Here is a 16,592-nt window from a genome sequence, read left to right on the forward strand (position 1 = left end):
CGCTCCTACTCAGTGTGCGTCAATTCTCCACAACGCCGCGCTGCAGTCGATGTCTCCATCGCAGTAAAGAGTCGCTTCTGGTTGAATGCCGTCTCTATTGGCCGGAGATTGGTGGCTCTAAGCGAGATTGCGAGATACTGCTGTGCGATGCCTCTTGGTAATCGCGGCCTCATCGAGGATAGACGTCGCGTATTGAACGCCGCATCGACCCAACTGCTTGCCGCCGCCCCCTAGCCCCACGCCAGACTGCGGCGCTGTGCTCCCACACGTTCAAATAGGCAGCTTGCGCAGGCATCTGTTCCCGGACATCCAGCAGCTATGCCTGAGCGGTGCGCACCTGCGAGTCGGTTGTGGACGGAGTGTCCCTGCGGTGCCGTTTCCTCGTCTATTTGCGCCGGTCGCCAGCGGTTCTGCGCTGGCGAACCGTAGCGTTCCGCCCCGTGGGCGTGAGTGAAACTGTCAAGAGCCCATCAGCTGCAGCGCTCGCGACCGACCTCGTCTTTGGGACCCAGCTCGCCCTGGAGAACTGCCATCAGCCGCGGTGTCTGTGCGGACGCAGGTCTAGGGTTTGCACCGGTCTCGCATCACCAGAATATGGGGTGTTATTGGCGTAACCAAAGATTACATTGGTTGCATGAAGCTTCTATTCCGACCTCGGCTTTTGCTTGCGCTTTGCGCCATTCTCATGGTGGCTGCCTGTGGGCATGCACCGGTACCGAAGCTGCCTTACCCGGCAGTTCAGAGCTCGAGCTTGCTGAACCAATACCTGTTCGCTCTGCGCGCGGCGGAAAAGCGTCAGATCGCGTATCCGGACGAGCCCTTGTGGTTGCGCGACGAAGGCGGCAGGAGCGTCGACACCGCCTTGAACGCCGATAACGCGGCGATGGTGTTCTATGGCCTCTCTCACGGCGCCGGGAACGACAAGGTCACCAACGAGATTTTGAGTTTGCTGTCACCGATGCTTCAGCGATATGAAGCGGCCTATGAGAAGAGCCAGGGCAAGTGGTACCAGGAGGAGTATGTCGAGACGATTGGGGTGCAGCTCGCGATGCTCTCAGCGTTCCAGCCCAGGCTCTCCAACCTCTTGCCGGGGACAGGGAGGATGATTCCTACGGGTGTCGCCGCGCCCACACCGCCGTCGGTGTCGGACAACGCTCGACAGCTATTGCAGTTCCAAAAGACATCTCAGGATGAAGCGAAGCAGAGCATCCTTTTGAAGGCTGGCGACCTTGCAAGGTCAGAGCGGCTGAAGGCGCCAGCAAAAGAGCGCTTGCAAGTGTTGCTTGCAAGATACCGCTGACCGGCCGTGCTGTCGGATGAAGGTTGCCGGAAGCGCTTTCGCTGAACCCGCATCCCTCGAATGAATCCTTCAAACGCCAGCGGTGAAACGCGAGTGGCGGTGCTTGTCGACTGCGACAACGTTACGCCGGAGATACTTGAATATGCGTTGCGCGTGATCGCGCAGTTCGGACGTGTCGTCTTGCGCCGGGGCTACGGGAATCACGGCACGTTGGCTCACAAGTGGCAGGAAGCGCTGGTCCGGCTGGCGTTCACACCATGCCTGCAATATCAATATGCTCCTGGCAAGAACACCGCGGACATTGCACTGGCCCTCGATGCGATGGAGGCCATGTTCGATCACCGGGCCGACACGTTCTGCCTGGTCACCAGCGACTCCGATTTCGCCTACCTGTGCCGGAAGCTGCGTGAGCGTGGCGCGACTGTCTGCATCGTCGGCGAAGCCAAGACGCCAGACGCTTTGCGCAATGCCAGCGATCAGTTCTTCGAGTGGGTCAAACCCGAGTCGCCTGAGCCTGCGATGGATGTGCAGGAAAGGGTTGCTGCCAAAGTTGCGGCGGCGAAGCCGGAGACGGCCAAGGCGGCGGTCAAACGCAGGCCGCGCTTCTTGGTCGATGCCGTCAGCCTGTTGGCCGGTGATACATCGGAAGGCAAGGTTGGCCTCGGTGTGCTGGGCCAATACCTTAAGTGCACCGATCCGGCCTTCTCGCCGAAGTCCTATGGTCACTCTGGCCTGTTCGACATGGTGCGGACCTACGACATGATGGCGTCTCTGAAAACTTCGAACCTCAGTTTGAGCATGTTTGCGGACCGTAGTCTTAGTAATAACGCGCCACCGTCGCAATCACGAGATCGCGCTGTGCAAGTTCGAGAACCGATCCGGCATTCTGTCGCTGGCGTCAAGCAACGGCTCCGCCCTACATCAGCCGTTTTGACCTCCACCACTCCGCCGAGTTTCATTGAGCATAGAAGCGTTCGGCACGGCACCCCTAAACTGCCAGACAACGCTAATTGGAGGCGCCGCTTACCGAAGCAGCGCAACGGCTCGGAGGCAACGCCACATCAACCATGGCATACGACGATTGAGGAGTCTCTCGCGTGAGAAGAATTTTTCGCCCGCAGTGTCCCGACTATCTCGTCAGGTTCCTTGCGGATCGACCGAACGAGATTCTCGAAACGGACCTGTCGTCCAGCGGACCTTCCAGAAGCCGCTCCCTGGACTTGCCTATGCTCCTGGGCAAGAACTACAAGCCATTTAGAGTGTTCTTGGGTGATGTGTTTGAGAACAAATGCTGCTACTGCGAATCTCTACTTGGATCTGTTGCCGACGGAGAGATGGATCGCTTTCGCCCAAGAATGCTATATCCACAGTTGGCTGCGGACTGGAGAAACCTCTATCTTGCCTGTCCAAGCTGCGCCCGAAGCAAGGCACGCCGGTTTCCTGTGGTTGAGCAGCGAAGCGAAGGGGCGGCAAGCTACTCCGAAATTCTCGCAAGCGAAGCGCCGCTCCTGCTAGATCCGTGCGCTGAAGATCCGGCGATCCACTTGTCGTTTACGACAGACGGCGAAGCTGTTGGGCTGACGGAACGCGGTCGGACGACCGTCAACGTCTTGGCACTTAATCGCGTCGGGCTGATGTTGGCTCGTCGCCAACAGATGCGGATCGCCCAGTCGGCCGATCGTTCCGAGCAACGAAAGATGCTGGGCCCGGGCGCACCGTATTCAGCAGCAGTCCGAACCGTCGTTGGCGGGGACGAAGGCACAGCGGCTGCGCCAAAAGATGGAATCGCCATATCCATTCAACGGAGCTCGGAGCAGGCGCTCTCGCAGATCGATACCGAGAAGGGCGAAGGACTCGAGAACTATCGCTTTCTCGCAAGATATGTTGAACGACTTCGCATCGAGAATTTCGGGCCGATTCGACTACTCGATCTAGACCTTAGTGCACCGCATTCCCCGCAAGGACCATGCTTCGCTCTTTTGGGCGAGAACGGAGTTGGCAAGAGCACAGTGCTTCGAGCACTCGCGATGGCGTTGTCAGGAAAAAACTATATCAAGCGTCTACGGCTGACGAGCAATCGCCTGCTCGCCAGAAATTCGTACAGTGGCGAGGTACGAGTCCGGATTTCCGGCCAATCAGATGAGTTGGTCATGACGATGCGGAGGAACAAATCTATCGAATTCAGCTCCACCACCTCGAGCTCGCTGGTGCTGGCGTATGGCGCCACGCGTTTGCTTCCGCGCAGGGGACATAGGCCAAAGCAGGGACTGCGTCACGCGAAGATCGACAATCTTTTTGATCCATTTCTCCCGCTGACGGATCCGATCTCGTGGTTGAGTCGGTTGGAAGCAAAACGATTGACTGAAGTCAACACTGTTCTGGCGAGCCTGCTTCCGTCTGACCAACAGCTTCAACTCGTTCGTGACGAAGTCGGCGCCGAAATTCGATTTGTCGTTGGTGGCGATCCGGCAAGAAGCATCGCCGATCTGAGCGATGGGTACCAATCCATGCTAGGAATGGCAACTGACATCATGGAGGTCATGTACTCGGTCTACGACTCGCTGCAAGAGGCTCAAGGCGTCGTTCTCATCGATGAACTCGGCAATCACTTTCATCCGTCTTGGCGGATCGCGTGTGTCAGCGCGCTGAGGCAGGCATTTCCGTTCGTTCAGTTTATCTACAGCACACATGACCCATTGTGCTTGCGCGGGTTGCACGCTGGCGAGGTGGCGGTATTGAGACGAGACAGACTTGGTCAGATTTACGCGATGGAGAATTTGCCGCCGGTCGACAAGCTACGCGTTGAACAGCTTCTGACTTCCGAGCACTTCGGCATGAACAGCACGCTTGATCCAGCGATGGAAAAGGCAGTGAAAGAGTACGAAGTTCTCTTGGGAAAGAGCGCGCGCACGCAGGAAGAGGAGCAGCGACTCACTGAACTTGTGGCGGAATTAACTGACGCTAAGTATCTAGGGTCTACCCGTCGAGAACGGCTTGCACTGCAACTCGTTGACTATGAGGGCGACTCGCCTGCACCAGCATCCTCATCAATCGACGCGGCAGCACTCTCGCAATCCACGCTGTCGAAGCTTCGGCGTTTGATGACAGCAGTCGAGCCAACGCAAGAAAAACATGATCAAGGTTGAACGACCGGTCGGAAGCATCCCGGATGGGCTCGCACGAAAAGCGGCTGCTGAGTTGCGCAAGCATCGCGCAGAACTCAAGCTTGATCAAGACGCAAAACTGACCTTCGATGCGTACTCGGCGCGGCCAGTTAAGGCGGCGCTGAACGACGTATTCGCTAGAAAATGCGCATTCTGCGAATCGTTTTTGCTTGGCACGCAACCGGGAGATGTAGAACATTTCCGTCCAAAAGGAAGGGTCGTCACCTTCGATCCAGTGACCGGCGTAAAGACGAGTCGGCGCGGCTATTACTGGCTCGGTGCCAAATGGTCAAATCTCTTGCTGTCGTGCGCAGATTGCAATCGACCGAGAACACAACCAGACGCCGACGGCAACGACCAAGTCTTCGGCAAGTGGGAATATTTTCCAGTTCTTGACGAAGCGACGCGCGCGAAGGGGCCGGGCAAACTGTCTGGTGAGATCGCGTTGCTATTGAATCCATGCAGCGATGACCCGGCGGAGCATCTTGTTCTGCGCGAGGATGGGGCCATCGAGCCACGTCAGATAGCGGGCGCGGAAAGTCCGAAAGGCTTAGCGACCATCAAATACTGCGGTTTGGGCCGACTCGAACTGCTACAAGCGCGCGCGCGACACAAGCGGTTCGTGATGGCAGCGATCCGCCACACAATTGGCGCACTCGAGGAAGGCCGCGATCCAGGCGCCGATCTCGACGATCTGGTCGCGCTGCTCGACGTGCGCGACGGCGAGTATGTGGCATTCACGCGGATGCTAGTGAAGAAGCATATGAGTGTGTACTTGAAGACGCTCGATTTGGACCACCTCGATTGATACTACGTGTTCGATCGAGACGGCAATCGACCGCGAACTCGTGACTTCAATCGTGCGCCGAACCGGCGAGAAGCGCCAGCTTTCGACGAGTCAATTTATCGATGGTTATGAACTGCTGCGCCATTCCGTATGGCGCCCACGCCCCGATGCCAAACTCGCAGCGTGAGCGTCATCGAGAGAATCAAACAACATGGCGGCAGCCAAGCTAGAGGCGCGACAGGCCGGCTCGAAGGTCGGCTTTTTTTTGAGCGAGGCTGTGTGGAAATGCACTCGTCGCATGATTTCAAAACTAGAGTACGGTCGCCTGTCAGCAACCCCCAAGCGATGGGCGACGTTTCACGAAAATCGCCATGATTAATGTTGAGTCGATCCAGAACCTGCATGTGTTGCTCTCTCATCGCGATTTTTACGGCGCGGCGCGCAGCATCGACGACATACTTTATCGCCCCATCTCCACAGACTTGCTTTGCTTGCTCTCGATCCTTGCTTTCGAGAACAGTGAAGAAAAACGATTCCGGTCTTGGGCTGCGTCCTGCCTCCCCGTGTCCGCCTGCCAACAAGCGAACGGCGCAGAAGTTATGCGCACGCGTTCAGTATTCGGCCGCATCCAGATCTTCGAATGTTGGAAGCAGCTATTGACAAGGGCAAGTGTGCTCGAAAGCGGAAAGCAGAACCGCATCGAACTGGCCGCAACGCTCCATGAATTGTTCGCACGCATCAACGACCGCAAGGAGGAGGGAGATCCACACCAGCATCTTGTTAAGGCAGGTATCCATTTCGCGCGCGACGATTGTCTGTTCAAGCTTTATCGCGCGCAGAAGATTTTCCTAGATGGACAACACCTCGCGCCTTATGTCGCGGCATTTGAGCAGCAGCACGGCTTCGAACTCGAGAGCTACCTCGGAGTAATCTTCACAATCGTCATGCGATGCCAGGCGAAGCGGAGGGTGGAACGATTCAATCCGCTCGATCTTGACGGCTGGTGCATCGATCTGAATGAGGTACACCGGGAGCTAAAACTCGATCTCGAATTGCTGAGGACGATGATGAACGCTATCGCCTTCACGCTTGATGAGGGCATCGCCTTCGCGCGCGGCACTGTCGACGACCCTGCCAGCTTTGAGCTATTCAGGAATCGGCCATTCCTGAAACTGTCGGAAACACGTTTTCTGCCGATTGAAGGGAAGCTGGTCGAGGAATTGTTGTTCGACAACCTCTTGCATCGACTGCACTTTGCATCAGGCCGCGATGTCCGGTTTTACACGCATCTTGGCTATGACTTCGAGCGATATACACAAAGCCTAATCGAAGATTTCTGTGCGTCCGATACCCGTATTGCATACGAATGCATTCCAGAATTCGCTTACGGCAAATCCAACGCCAAGTCGCCTGACGCCATGGTGCACTGCGCGCAGAATCAGACTTTAATTGCCTTCGAGGTGAAGTCTGCCCGCTACCTCGACAGTATTCTCACTAGCGGCAATGCGCCGGAAGCTGTCGCTGATAGCTTCGAAAAGCTCAGGGATAAGCCCTGGAAACAGATGCATGACGCGATCGAGCGGATCGTCGATGAGCGTCGACACGCTAAATTGACCGAAGCGCTTCGTTATCTGTTCGTCGCCATCACGATGAACGAAATCCCACATTCGTTGCAGGATTTTGGAATAAAGATAAGCGGATTGGACAGAAGCTGTTGTTTTTTTTCGTTCGGTATTCATACATTTGAACTGCTTTTGATCGCAGCAAGTCTTTCTAGCGAGTACACGATTTACGACATGCTTCGCAATGCCTTCAACGAACGACATCGAATATCGAACCGCACGACCTTCATAAGGTTTCTTCGTGCAGAGAATGGCGCGAGCCCGCTTTACGCAAAAATCAGGAGTGACGCTATTCGCAGGCTTCAGGTCTCCCTTGATAGGCATCTCAGCGAATTCGGAGGCAGCACAGAAGACCCTCTGTCTGGCCGCAGTCGGGCGTAAATCGAGCAGATTCAAGATGCTTGGGTCAATTGACAGTGCGCCGGTCGGTTTCTTTCTCATGATGTGCAACACATATGCGGGCCTGTCCAAGCGGAGGCCTGCGAAGCAGCGCGCTCGGCCTGCTCCAGCCGCACCACGCGCCAGGCGCAGAGGCTGCTCACCACAGCCAGCGGCGCTGCCGCGGTGAACATTGCGGGTAGCCGAACTCCTGCGCCACCGCGCCGCCCAGCAGCACGCCCAGCACGCCGCTGAAGCCGTAGCCGATCACGGTGAAGAGCGCCTGCCATCTGCCGCGCAGCCGCCTCGAGAAGCGGCGCGAAATGTCATGCCGTTCTGTTCGTCGAACGATCAGCTTGGCCTGTTGAAACCCATGCGGCTGCGTTTGTGATCCATCGAATCGGCTTGATCAAAAGCGTCAGCCCTCGCAGCAGTGGCAGGATCCCGGCGATCGCGACCAGCGCGATCCCCCACCAGCCCATCAAGATCGACAACCAAGCCTGAAATCCAAGTTGCTTCCCTAGTGCGCCGAACACGCCGGAGAGCAGGCTGGGGTGGCGTGCCAGAAGATAGATTGAAGCGACCTTCGAGCCCTTCTCCGCCACACGCTTACCGACGGCCTCGCTTGTCAGGACGGTGCGGCCCATCATTGCTCGCCGGCGCACCGACGCAGCCTCCTCGACAGGCTTGCCCACCACCGAGGGCTTTCCGAGGTATTTAACGGCCTTGGTCACGCCGAAGACCGACAGGACATCGGCTCCCGCCCAAGCGACATCCGAAACCGCAATGGCTTCGCCCTTTCGGTACTTCTGCTCTAGGTCCGTGACGCCGCCTGCGAAGAGCTTCTTGATGGTTTCCAGCACGCGATCCGTTTGGACGCGCTGAATCTGCCCGTTCTTGTCGAGCACGAATTGGCCCAGGAAGTGATGCCCATCAACGACGATCGCCTCGATCGCGTAGATGCCCCGAAGCCGAGGGCCGTACGCCGTGGGCTCGTCTTCACCAGAAGGCGCGGATTTGCGCTTGAAGAACTCGAAGATCGATTTCCAGGCGCCCTCCAGCTTCGCCTTGGTCCAGAGCGTCGCCATGTCCGTCACCATGAAGTGATCGACGATCGGAATGACGCCTTCTCCGTACGCAAGCAGGACTTGCTGAAAGCGCGCATCGCTGCCGAACAGCTCGAGCACGCTGCGAGCGCGGTCCTGGTACTTGATCAGCGCGAGTTCCAGCTTGAGTGTGAGCTCGCGATCGCCCGCTGCGTCGATGAAGAGTTGCGTCAGGGCCGGCGATTCCCGGGTGGCCTCGTATACGTGCGGAGAAAATTGGCGCGCGGCCACGATGTCGGCCAATTGCTCTTCATAGCTTGCGGTGCCGGTCCAGTAGCTCATGCCGGCCGACAAGACCAGGGCGATGACTGCCAGAGCGCGCCAGCGAGTGAAAGGTGGCCCGGGTGCGTTGGGGCTTGAAAGGGCGTTGGGCGATTCGGCTTCGCTGAGGCTCATTGATTCTTGAGGTTCTTGATGAAGTAGAAGGCGCGGACGGAGCAGGTCAGGGCCAAAGCTCGGGGAGGGCATCCTGCCATGGCCGCGCGTCCGACGATCACGGGTCGTGAGAGAAATCAGCTCCTGGGTCAGATAGGACCAGTACCAGGAGGAGGGCGGTAGTGCGAAATGTGGGGTCGTGCGGCTGATGAGGGAGGGTAGCTGCGGGAGTCTTCGCTTTCGGGTCGGAAAGGGGGCCTGTGTGATCGCATCTCATCCTTCGACCAGCCGTTGATTGCCAGGCTCTGGTTCTTTGCGTCTCTGGCGTGGCCAGCCGCTGTGTCGTGCTGCGCATCGAGCCTGTGCAGGTGCTTGTCTCGACCCGTTCGGGCTTCCGTCGCTGACGCCTTCGCACCTTGCGGTGCGGCCCTTCGGTTGCTTTGTGAGAGGCGCTCGCGCGCTCTCTCAAGCATGGCAAAAACAAACTTTGCCGCCTCACGAGCTCCAGCTTGAGTTGGGCTTATCAGCTAAGTCGATCAAACCCTCCGCCCGGCGAAAAATTAGGCGCCATCTCGTTAATGGCCCGGGCGAGCGCCGCAAGTTCTGAATCGTCGCCATGAGTTGAAAGCGGGATGACGACGCCGTGCAACTGCGCCCGCAGGTCGCCCCAGCGGCGGCGCAGCACTGCCCAATTGTGCTCGTCGTAGGTGCCCTTGAAGATCACCGGCAGGATCTCGATGCGCGGCACTTCGCCGGGGCTTTCCGCAGGTCGGTGCTCGAATTCGGTCAGCAACTGCTCCCAATGGCTACCTAGACGGTCCACGCGACCAATCTGCTGTTCCACCACGCCCGGGTTCCACTCGGGGTGCAGCAGAACAACCGTCCTGCACGCACGGTGCAAGTTCAGGCCTTCCCGGCCAACGACCGATTGCGCGACCAGTACGCGCGGGAAGCTGTTATGGCGGTTGAAGGCCAGTTGCAGCAGTCGCCGCGTCGAGGACGGTGTCTTGCCGTACATCAAGCGGGCGAAGCTGCCTGCGCGGCGGCCGAACTCCTCGTTGAGTCGCTCCGCGACCTGCTTCCACAGGCGATCCGCCTTGAGGGCATCGAGCGCGCCGTCGCCGTGTTCATCACCTTCGTCGCGCTCGAGCGCGGCCTCTACGACGTGCCGGAACTCCGCCGCCCAAGCGGCCGTCGATTCCTCCTCCGGATCGAGCACCTCGGTCAGCGCGCGCACTACGACCGGGATGTCGCCGGGGCACCGGCGGAACGCATCGAACAGCCGCAACAGCAGTCCCTCCGGCGGCTCGGCCGCGAGCCCTTGCTCCAGGACGCCGACAAGGCCTTCGCGTCGCCTGCGCTGCCGCTCTTCGATGGCCTCGTACTGCGCGGCCAGTCGCAGATTGATGTCCTTCAAGCCCTCGTCTTGAAACAACCCGAGTTGGCGGCTGGCTGCCAGCACCGCGGGTTCATCCTCCGCCCGGATAACCGCTTGCCCCCAAGGCCGCTCCTCTTTGAGCGCGAGCAGCATCTGTCGCGCATTGAGCAGCGACACGAGCGCGCGCATTGGGCGTGTGTAGCGGCCGAACACCAGCACCTTTTCGCCAGCACAATGGGCGGCCTCGATCGCACGCACGGCGGCCCGCAGTCCCGGATGCTCCATCAGCGCGTCCTGGCCGTCGCCGCCGGCAACGCTTTCGCGAATGACCTGCAGCCACCAGTCCACCCGCTGAGAACGCTTGTCGGCCGCTTCCGCGGGCGCCGCACCTGTCGCGCTGCCACTGTGCTCCTGTGCATCCATCGCTTCGTCAAGGGCGAGTTGCACCTTGTCCTCCTCCTCATCGAGGTGGCAGCGATCTAGCAGTTCGTTGATGCCATGTCCACTGCCCATCGTCAGCCGCAGCCGTTGCGCCCTCGGGTCGAGCCCTCCGGCGGCGGTGATCGATAGAGATTCCGCGGCACACACGGCGCGCCGCCAGCGCAGGTCTAGGTCCTCTGGTAGCACCGCGATGGCCGACTCCCTGCGGTAAGCGTGTAGCGGCTCGCCCGTCAGCGCTTGGAAGCTGCGAACCTTTTCGCTTTCGCGCTTGTCTCGCCGCAGCAGGTATGGGTCCAGCAAAGCTTTGAAGCTGGCAGCGGCCTGCTCGAATGCCTCGCGGCGATCCGCGCTCGTGGGCAACTCCTGCACCTTGCGGCACGCGTCTACGTAGGCGTCGATCGCCTGATTGGCTCCTTGCGGCTCCGCACCGATGCGCTGCAGAACGTCCATCCACTGGCGGGCGTTCAGTTCTACTGGAGTGGCGGTCAGCGCGAGACGGCGGGACCCGGGGTTGGCCACCGTGACCTTCTCGAGGAGCCGAGTCAGTCCGGACGCGTCACCTCGGCTTTTGTGCGCCTCGTCGACTACGACCAGGTCGAAGAGGCCGAGGCCAAGCCCGACCGCGCCCTCAAGGGCGTGACGGTACTCGCCCCGGCGGCCGTATGCGCCGGCCTCGAGTACACCAGGCCAGAGGCTTTCCTCCAGCAGGCCATCCAGGAAGTTGGCCAAGTAGCCTCCCTCCCTGACGGCACGCAGGGTGATGTGGGCGGCCGCCGCATGGATGCGGGGATCCTTCAGCAAGGGATTGTCAGCCGAATTGCGCGGCACGCGATTGCGGCGCACCTTGCGCCACTGCGCGAACAGCGCCGGTAGCATTGTCCAGCGCCAAGGCTCGGCGTTGGCTCCGAGGCGCCAGTTCGTGAAGGCGTGCGAGAGCAGAACAACTTGTTCTTGATCCCAAGGCCGCGGCTCGGCGCCGGCCCATGCATCAAGGTACTGCTGTAGGCTTCTTAGCAGTGGGCTGCACCTAACTCCGCCGGCTTCGAGTTCGTCTCGCCACTGGAACCCCAAACCCGGTGGCACGAGGATCACCACCCGGCCTTCGGCTTGCACGACGGCGCGCACCGTGGCCACCGCGATCCGTGTTTTTCCCATGCCGACCTCGTCCGCGACGATAACGCCGTTAGACGGGAGCCGGCTCGCAACGGCGCGCAGGCTTCGGCGCTGCCCATGGTCGAGCCTCCAGACGGCGTTGGCCGCTTCAGGTTCTTCCGAGAGCTGGCGAAGCGTGTCGGCCACCGTCGACCAGCCGCAGAATGTCATCGCGTCTCCCTGAACGATCGGAGATTGCAAAGTCCCCAGGCGGCAGCTACGCGTGCGAGAGCTGCCTCGTGCCGTGTCGCGGATTCGCCGCCGCGCACGCATGCATGGGCCGGGCGCGAGGCGTCGATCCGGAGCACCTCGAGCGGGTCCAGTCCGAATTGCAGGAACTCGGCAAGCCCTTTGCTGCCTGCGGCTCGAAATAGGACTTCTTCGAGGCGAACGCACCAAAACGGCCAGTCCGACTCGTTCACCGTCGTCTGTTGCTGTGCAATTTTCTCGAGTTGCCACATCATGGTCCGCACTGGTGAGGAGGCCGCCTGGCGCCCGGCATCAACGGGTTGCGGCGCGCCGGCAGGCGTCCCGCCTTGGACGAAATCGTCGTCGTCGCCATCGTCCAAGCGCGCGGGGAATTCCATCAAATGGGAAGCGAGGTCGACGACTTCGAGAGCCGGTGCTTCGCCAGCGGCCACTCGGCCCAACTCGTCGACAATGGGCACGGACGCACCTCTGTTTCCGCTATCCCAGCGCAGCGCGGTCTGTCGCGGCATCGCCCCGAGCCAGAGCCACGCGTCGCCCTCGCGAGCGCAGGGCTCGCCGACGGCATCGAGTACGCCGAGGTCCGCGGGCGCCGCGGCGCTGCCGGGTGGAAGAGTAAGCAACCCCTTGCCGTCGGCGTGCTGCCGCCATTGCAGGAAAGCTACTGGGCCCGCGATGAATGCGGGTGGCCTTGGGGGCATGGGCTCACCTTTGGAAGGAGGAGCGTTCAAGGAAAGCCCGCCCTCGCCATTGCGCTGCAGCGGGACAAGGGTTGTGACAGCCAGCGTGCCGGCCGGCGCGGACCAGGGCAGACGCGGGAAGTCGAGGAACACCCCCACTTCGAAGTTGCCCGCCTGGCCGGTGCGGTTGAGGAAACCCGCGGGCGTGAGATTGCCCGAGCCGAGATACAGCCATGCACTCGTGCAGGCTTCAGTCCGGCTGTTCGCGCTGAAGATGAATTTCGCGTGCAAGGTCCGCAACGATTCCGCGCCAAACATAAGGGGCCGCGTCGGCGTTCGCACGCTCCAGCCGGCCTCCTCGATGGCGCGCATCGAAGTCGCGACCGACTGGCAGGCTTTCTCGTTGACATAGACGTCCACGTTGGCCGATTGCGTCAGAAGTCCGAGCGCATCGATCTCCCGCACTATCCGATCCAGCACTGCCGGCACGCCGCCGCCGGTGTTGGCCTCGAAGAAACCGGAAGCGAGTGCAAGCAGGTTGCGTCGGGTGCCGCCCGCGTACTCGCGCAGGTAGCCGAGCATGCCCTCCAGCAGCGACCGCTGCCGGTTGTCGAAGATGCGCGGCTTCGCAGTCCCGGCATGGCCGGCGCACAGCGCGGCCCACGCGGCGAGTTCTCGCACGGCCAGTGAAGTCTCGCTGTCGCGGCCCGCAAACTCGACAAGCGAACCGTCGTAGTGCCTACCCAGCCAGCCGAGGATCTCGCTCGCCATGCCAACGTCGGCGCAGCGCTGGGCTAGAGTCTCATCGCCCTGACTGAGTTCGCCGCTATCGACGTCAAAGCACCAAGCGAGGTCCAGGCTGTCTTCCACCGTCTGCTGAGTCCAGTTGGCCGTTGTGACAATGACGCGCAGACGCCAACCAGCAGTACGACTGCGGAAACCCAATAGCGCAACCTTGGCGTGCATGAGCCGAAACGCTCCGCCGGGTGCAATGCGCAGCGGCAGGTCAGCCACGCCCGGCACGTCGAGCACCGAGACAGGCTCGTGGAACGGGTCGAGCATGACCCCCAGCACCAACTGGCCGTAGCGAGCGCGGACGCTCGCCGGCTTGCGCGTGAAGCGTTCGGCCGCCGCGTCGAGAAACCCCGCATCCGCCGAGAAACCGCACACCCAGCCGAACAGGCCTTCGCAGTCCTCGGGCGGCTCGAATAGGTGAAGCAGCGAAGGTGCGGCGCTCATTCCGCGCCATCCTGTGCAGCAAAGCGCTCGTGCAATTCGCCTTGCAGTTCCAGTTTCAGCAAGTACAGATTTCGCATCCGGAACGACAGGCCCTCGGGCCAGTCGATCTCGCCGGCCAGATGTACGCCGGCTTCTTCGCCTACCTCGCCGACAGCGTCCTCCGCATCCAAATCGTGAAGGGTGGGGGGCGCAGGACCGCGGCGAAAGGCCGCTCCCGGCCGCAGCACATTGCCCACGAGCGCGACGACTCGGCCATCGCGCTCCGCTAGGCTGCGCAGGACTGCGGCTGGGTCCGCCGTAGCACAGGCGCGGCAGAACTCGTTGGCCTCGGCATCCTTGTGTTGCATCCGCAGGAATGCATCGGCGGCGATGTGCAGAGCCTCGAGCTCTTCGCGGACCGCCGGCACCGCATCCGCGAGCGTCATCCGCTCCGACGACGCGTGGGCGATCCGCGCTTCGAGGGCGTCGAGCAGTTGCAGCGCCGAATCTCGCGCCTGCCACAAGCGCGCCCCGGCTTCGAGGTCTTGCCAATGGGCGTCGTCCTGCACTTCGGGCGGGCGGTCCAACCAGGTCAGCGGCCCTGTTGGCGGCTCATGCCGCAGGCGCTCCACCTACGCCAGCGCTGCGCGCCGCCGTGATTTTTCTTCTGACGTCTCATCCACGCCACCGGAGCGAAGCCGGCAGTCGAGGTGCTCGAGCGCTTCGCCGGGCAAGCGGGTGCAGGGCGAGAGCCCATCAGTAACGGTGCGCGTCGTCATGGTGACAGCCTCGCCGCTGACCCATTTCGACAGGTGCTCTTCCATCGGCCGGTTCGACGGCCGATAGTTACCTAGTGCCGCGTCAAGGAAGGCGCGGCCTTCGGCGGTCGTTTGCAGGGAGTTGAAACGCCGGTTCAGCGAAGTCGCGAAGCCGAGCGGCACCAGCGCGCTGCCGGCCGCCATACGCATCGGCTGCGTTACGTAAAAGCCGCGGGCCCGAAAACGCGCATAGAGCGGGCCTTCCTCTAGGTCGTGCTCACGAGGGAACTTGTTCCGGCCGCGCAGTCGGGGATCCGAGGCCCAGTCGGTGTCGCGGTATGCGAGCCAGCAGGCCAGTGCCTCGATGGCGTTGGTGCATTCCATCTTCGCGACGGCGTGGCCCCGCTCGGCCTGAAGTTCTGCAACCCGCACTCCCAGTAAGGCCAGCATCAACTGCTTGCCGAACCAGACGCCTCCCAGCCCCGGCACGGCTCGGTCGTTGAACCGGCGGACCGCGCCTGCGATGCCGAGCGACCGCAGCCGCCGAGACGAACCCAACCTGTCTGGCCCCAATAGGCCGCAAAACAACTGCATGCTTTCTCCCAAGCCCTGTCATCCGTTCGCCTTGTGCCGATCAGGCGGTCTGGCGCTTCTCGTGGTCGCGGAGGATACCTTGCGGTTGCGCGGCTTCCGTTGCTTTGATTCCGGTTAGCTATCGCCGTCATCGGCGATGCCCTTGATCTGGTAATAGGTTGTCTCGATCGGATGATTCCGCGCTTCAGAAACTGCACGTATTTCCTGGCGTGCGTCGCCTAGCTTCGATGGTCGATGAAGATGGGTCAGGGCCCAGGCTGGTCAGCCGATGGCGGCCGAGGTTTATTGCCGGCTGCGCGCACATGGAAGTGGGCCTTGGCGCCTTCCCAAGTGACCGACTCACCTGCGGCTTGCAATGCAGCCCAGCGCCTGTCGGCGATTCGATGCAGTTCCTCGCCTAGGTCGCTGTGCTCGACCGCAGCGGAAAGCATATCGGGGTTGGACTCACGAGTAGACCTGCTCAAGCCGGCAATCGAAGGCGCAATGTGGGCCTCGAGTTCTTCTTCAATGCAGATCGTTTTTGTCGAGATGTTGATAGCCTGATGGTGTTTTGGGCGCCTGCACTTGCATCACACCGGCTCTGGCATCGCTCGCGCCGAGCAGCCCATTGCAAGCTGGATCGTTCTTCCACGTGTGATCGTTGATGGTGAGCTAAAGATTCGGAAGCATGCGTTGCTACTGTTTGCTTGTTTAGTTGACCTGTTGATGTGGAGTCGTGCGGCTGCTGGGCGAAGGCAGTTGGGTATGGATCTTTTCGCGTGAGAGGGGCGAGATGCGTGAACACACCGCGCCCCCAGACAGGCTTTCAGGAGCCAGTCTCTGGCGCCTTGCGTCGCGCCATCTCACTCCTCTGGAAAAGTTCTCCGGCCTGATGCGCCAGGTCGGCTGCGAGCCAGAGCAAATTGTCCAGATGCCGGGGCCCGTCCCCGCTGCACCAGTCGATGTCTTCTCCGTGGCATGCCCACAGCAGCGCTTCGAGCTGCGCGAGGGTGTTTTCGAGAAGATCCGTCGGATCTTGGGCACTCCCGTCGCTGGATACGGGCGTGCGAAGCCGGGCTATAGTCTTGGTAGCCATTGATGTGCGTCCTTTTCTGAGGCAAGTGCACGTCTTTTGGTTAGACGGCTGGGGTGCTAGAACACCCCGGCCGTCGCCTTTGATACCTCGCATTTGCATCGGTGCTTTCGCATCGACAACCCGCGGCGAGCTGCGCGGTCCTCTCATTCGTTTTTCTCTGTGTTGCTGCTTCCTTGCCCTTGTCGGGACTGAGTTACGGGAGCATTCACTTTAGAGAAGAGCGCTGGGGTGTGAATGCATTTGCGCATCACGAAGTCGCGATTCGCGCCAACAAATGCAGCTTCAGCGACATGGAGTGCAGTGCACTTGCCCGGTACTTGATCGTGGGGCATCAAAGCAACAATTGGCCATGTTCAT

10 protein-coding genes and 1 pseudogene are annotated in these 16,592 nt (G+C 60.8%); 5 read left to right on the forward strand and 6 right to left on the reverse strand.

Annotated elements, in window-relative coordinates; genetic code table 11:
* Positions 1-751 precede the first annotated feature (751 nt).
* From BM133_RS33535 to BM133_RS33555, 5 genes and pseudogenes are all read left to right on the forward strand, one after another.
* Complete coding sequence (locus tag BM133_RS33535; protein WP_177225032.1) at positions 752-1,300, forward strand: hypothetical protein; 549 nt, start codon at positions 752-754, stop codon at positions 1,298-1,300.
* Positions 1,301-1,360: 60 nt separating this feature from the next.
* Positions 1,361-2,065: pseudogene (locus BM133_RS33540) on the forward strand (NYN domain-containing protein); the annotation flags it as partial.
* Positions 2,066-2,526: 461 nt separating this feature from the next.
* Positions 2,527-4,446, forward strand: coding sequence for an AAA family ATPase (locus BM133_RS33545; protein ID WP_093443748.1), 1,920 nt, complete (start codon positions 2,527-2,529; stop codon positions 4,444-4,446).
* Entirely contained in the window at positions 4,433-5,272 is an 840-nt protein-coding gene (locus BM133_RS35025) for an HNH endonuclease family protein (RefSeq protein WP_143100297.1), read from the forward strand. Before BM133_RS33545 ends, BM133_RS35025 begins: the two co-directional genes overlap by 14 nt.
* Before the next feature lie 350 nt (positions 5,273-5,622).
* Positions 5,623-7,254: a hypothetical protein gene (locus BM133_RS33555; protein WP_093443752.1), complete on the forward strand. Its 1,632-nt coding sequence runs from the start codon at positions 5,623-5,625 to the stop codon at positions 7,252-7,254.
* Positions 7,255-7,577: 323 nt separating this feature from the next.
* Here the strand turns inward: BM133_RS33555 and BM133_RS33565 are convergent, their stop codons facing one another.
* From BM133_RS33565 to BM133_RS33590, 6 genes are all read right to left on the reverse strand, one after another.
* The gene (locus BM133_RS33565) at positions 7,578-8,753 is read right to left on the reverse strand and encodes a hypothetical protein (protein ID WP_093443754.1); all 1,176 of its coding nucleotides are present in this window, start codon (positions 8,751-8,753) and stop codon (positions 7,578-7,580) included.
* 502 nt (positions 8,754-9,255) lie between these two features.
* Positions 9,256-11,874, reverse strand: a complete 2,619-nt coding sequence (locus tag BM133_RS33570) for a DEAD/DEAH box helicase (protein WP_143100298.1) — start codon at positions 11,872-11,874, stop codon at positions 9,256-9,258.
* Positions 11,871-13,829 (reverse strand): phospholipase D-like domain-containing protein, encoded by a 1,959-nt coding sequence (locus BM133_RS33575; protein WP_093443759.1) that lies wholly within the window; start codon positions 13,827-13,829, stop codon positions 11,871-11,873. Before BM133_RS33575 ends, BM133_RS33570 begins: the two co-directional genes overlap by 4 nt.
* Positions 13,826-14,395 (reverse strand): hypothetical protein, encoded by a 570-nt coding sequence (locus BM133_RS33580; protein WP_143100299.1) that lies wholly within the window; start codon positions 14,393-14,395, stop codon positions 13,826-13,828. Before BM133_RS33580 ends, BM133_RS33575 begins: the two co-directional genes overlap by 4 nt.
* Before the next feature lie 45 nt (positions 14,396-14,440).
* On the reverse strand, positions 14,441-15,160 hold the full coding sequence (locus BM133_RS33585) for a hypothetical protein (RefSeq protein ID WP_093443763.1): 720 nt from the start codon (positions 15,158-15,160) through the stop codon (positions 14,441-14,443).
* Positions 15,161-15,965: 805 nt separating this feature from the next.
* Positions 15,966-16,235 carry a hypothetical protein gene (locus BM133_RS33590; protein WP_093443765.1) on the reverse strand — a complete coding sequence of 90 codons (270 nt, stop codon included), beginning with the start codon at positions 16,233-16,235 and terminating at the stop codon, positions 15,966-15,968.
* Positions 16,236-16,592 lie beyond the last annotated feature (357 nt).

Source organism: Variovorax sp. 770b2, assembly GCF_900115685.1.
GTDB lineage: Bacteria > Pseudomonadota > Gammaproteobacteria > Burkholderiales > Burkholderiaceae_C > Variovorax.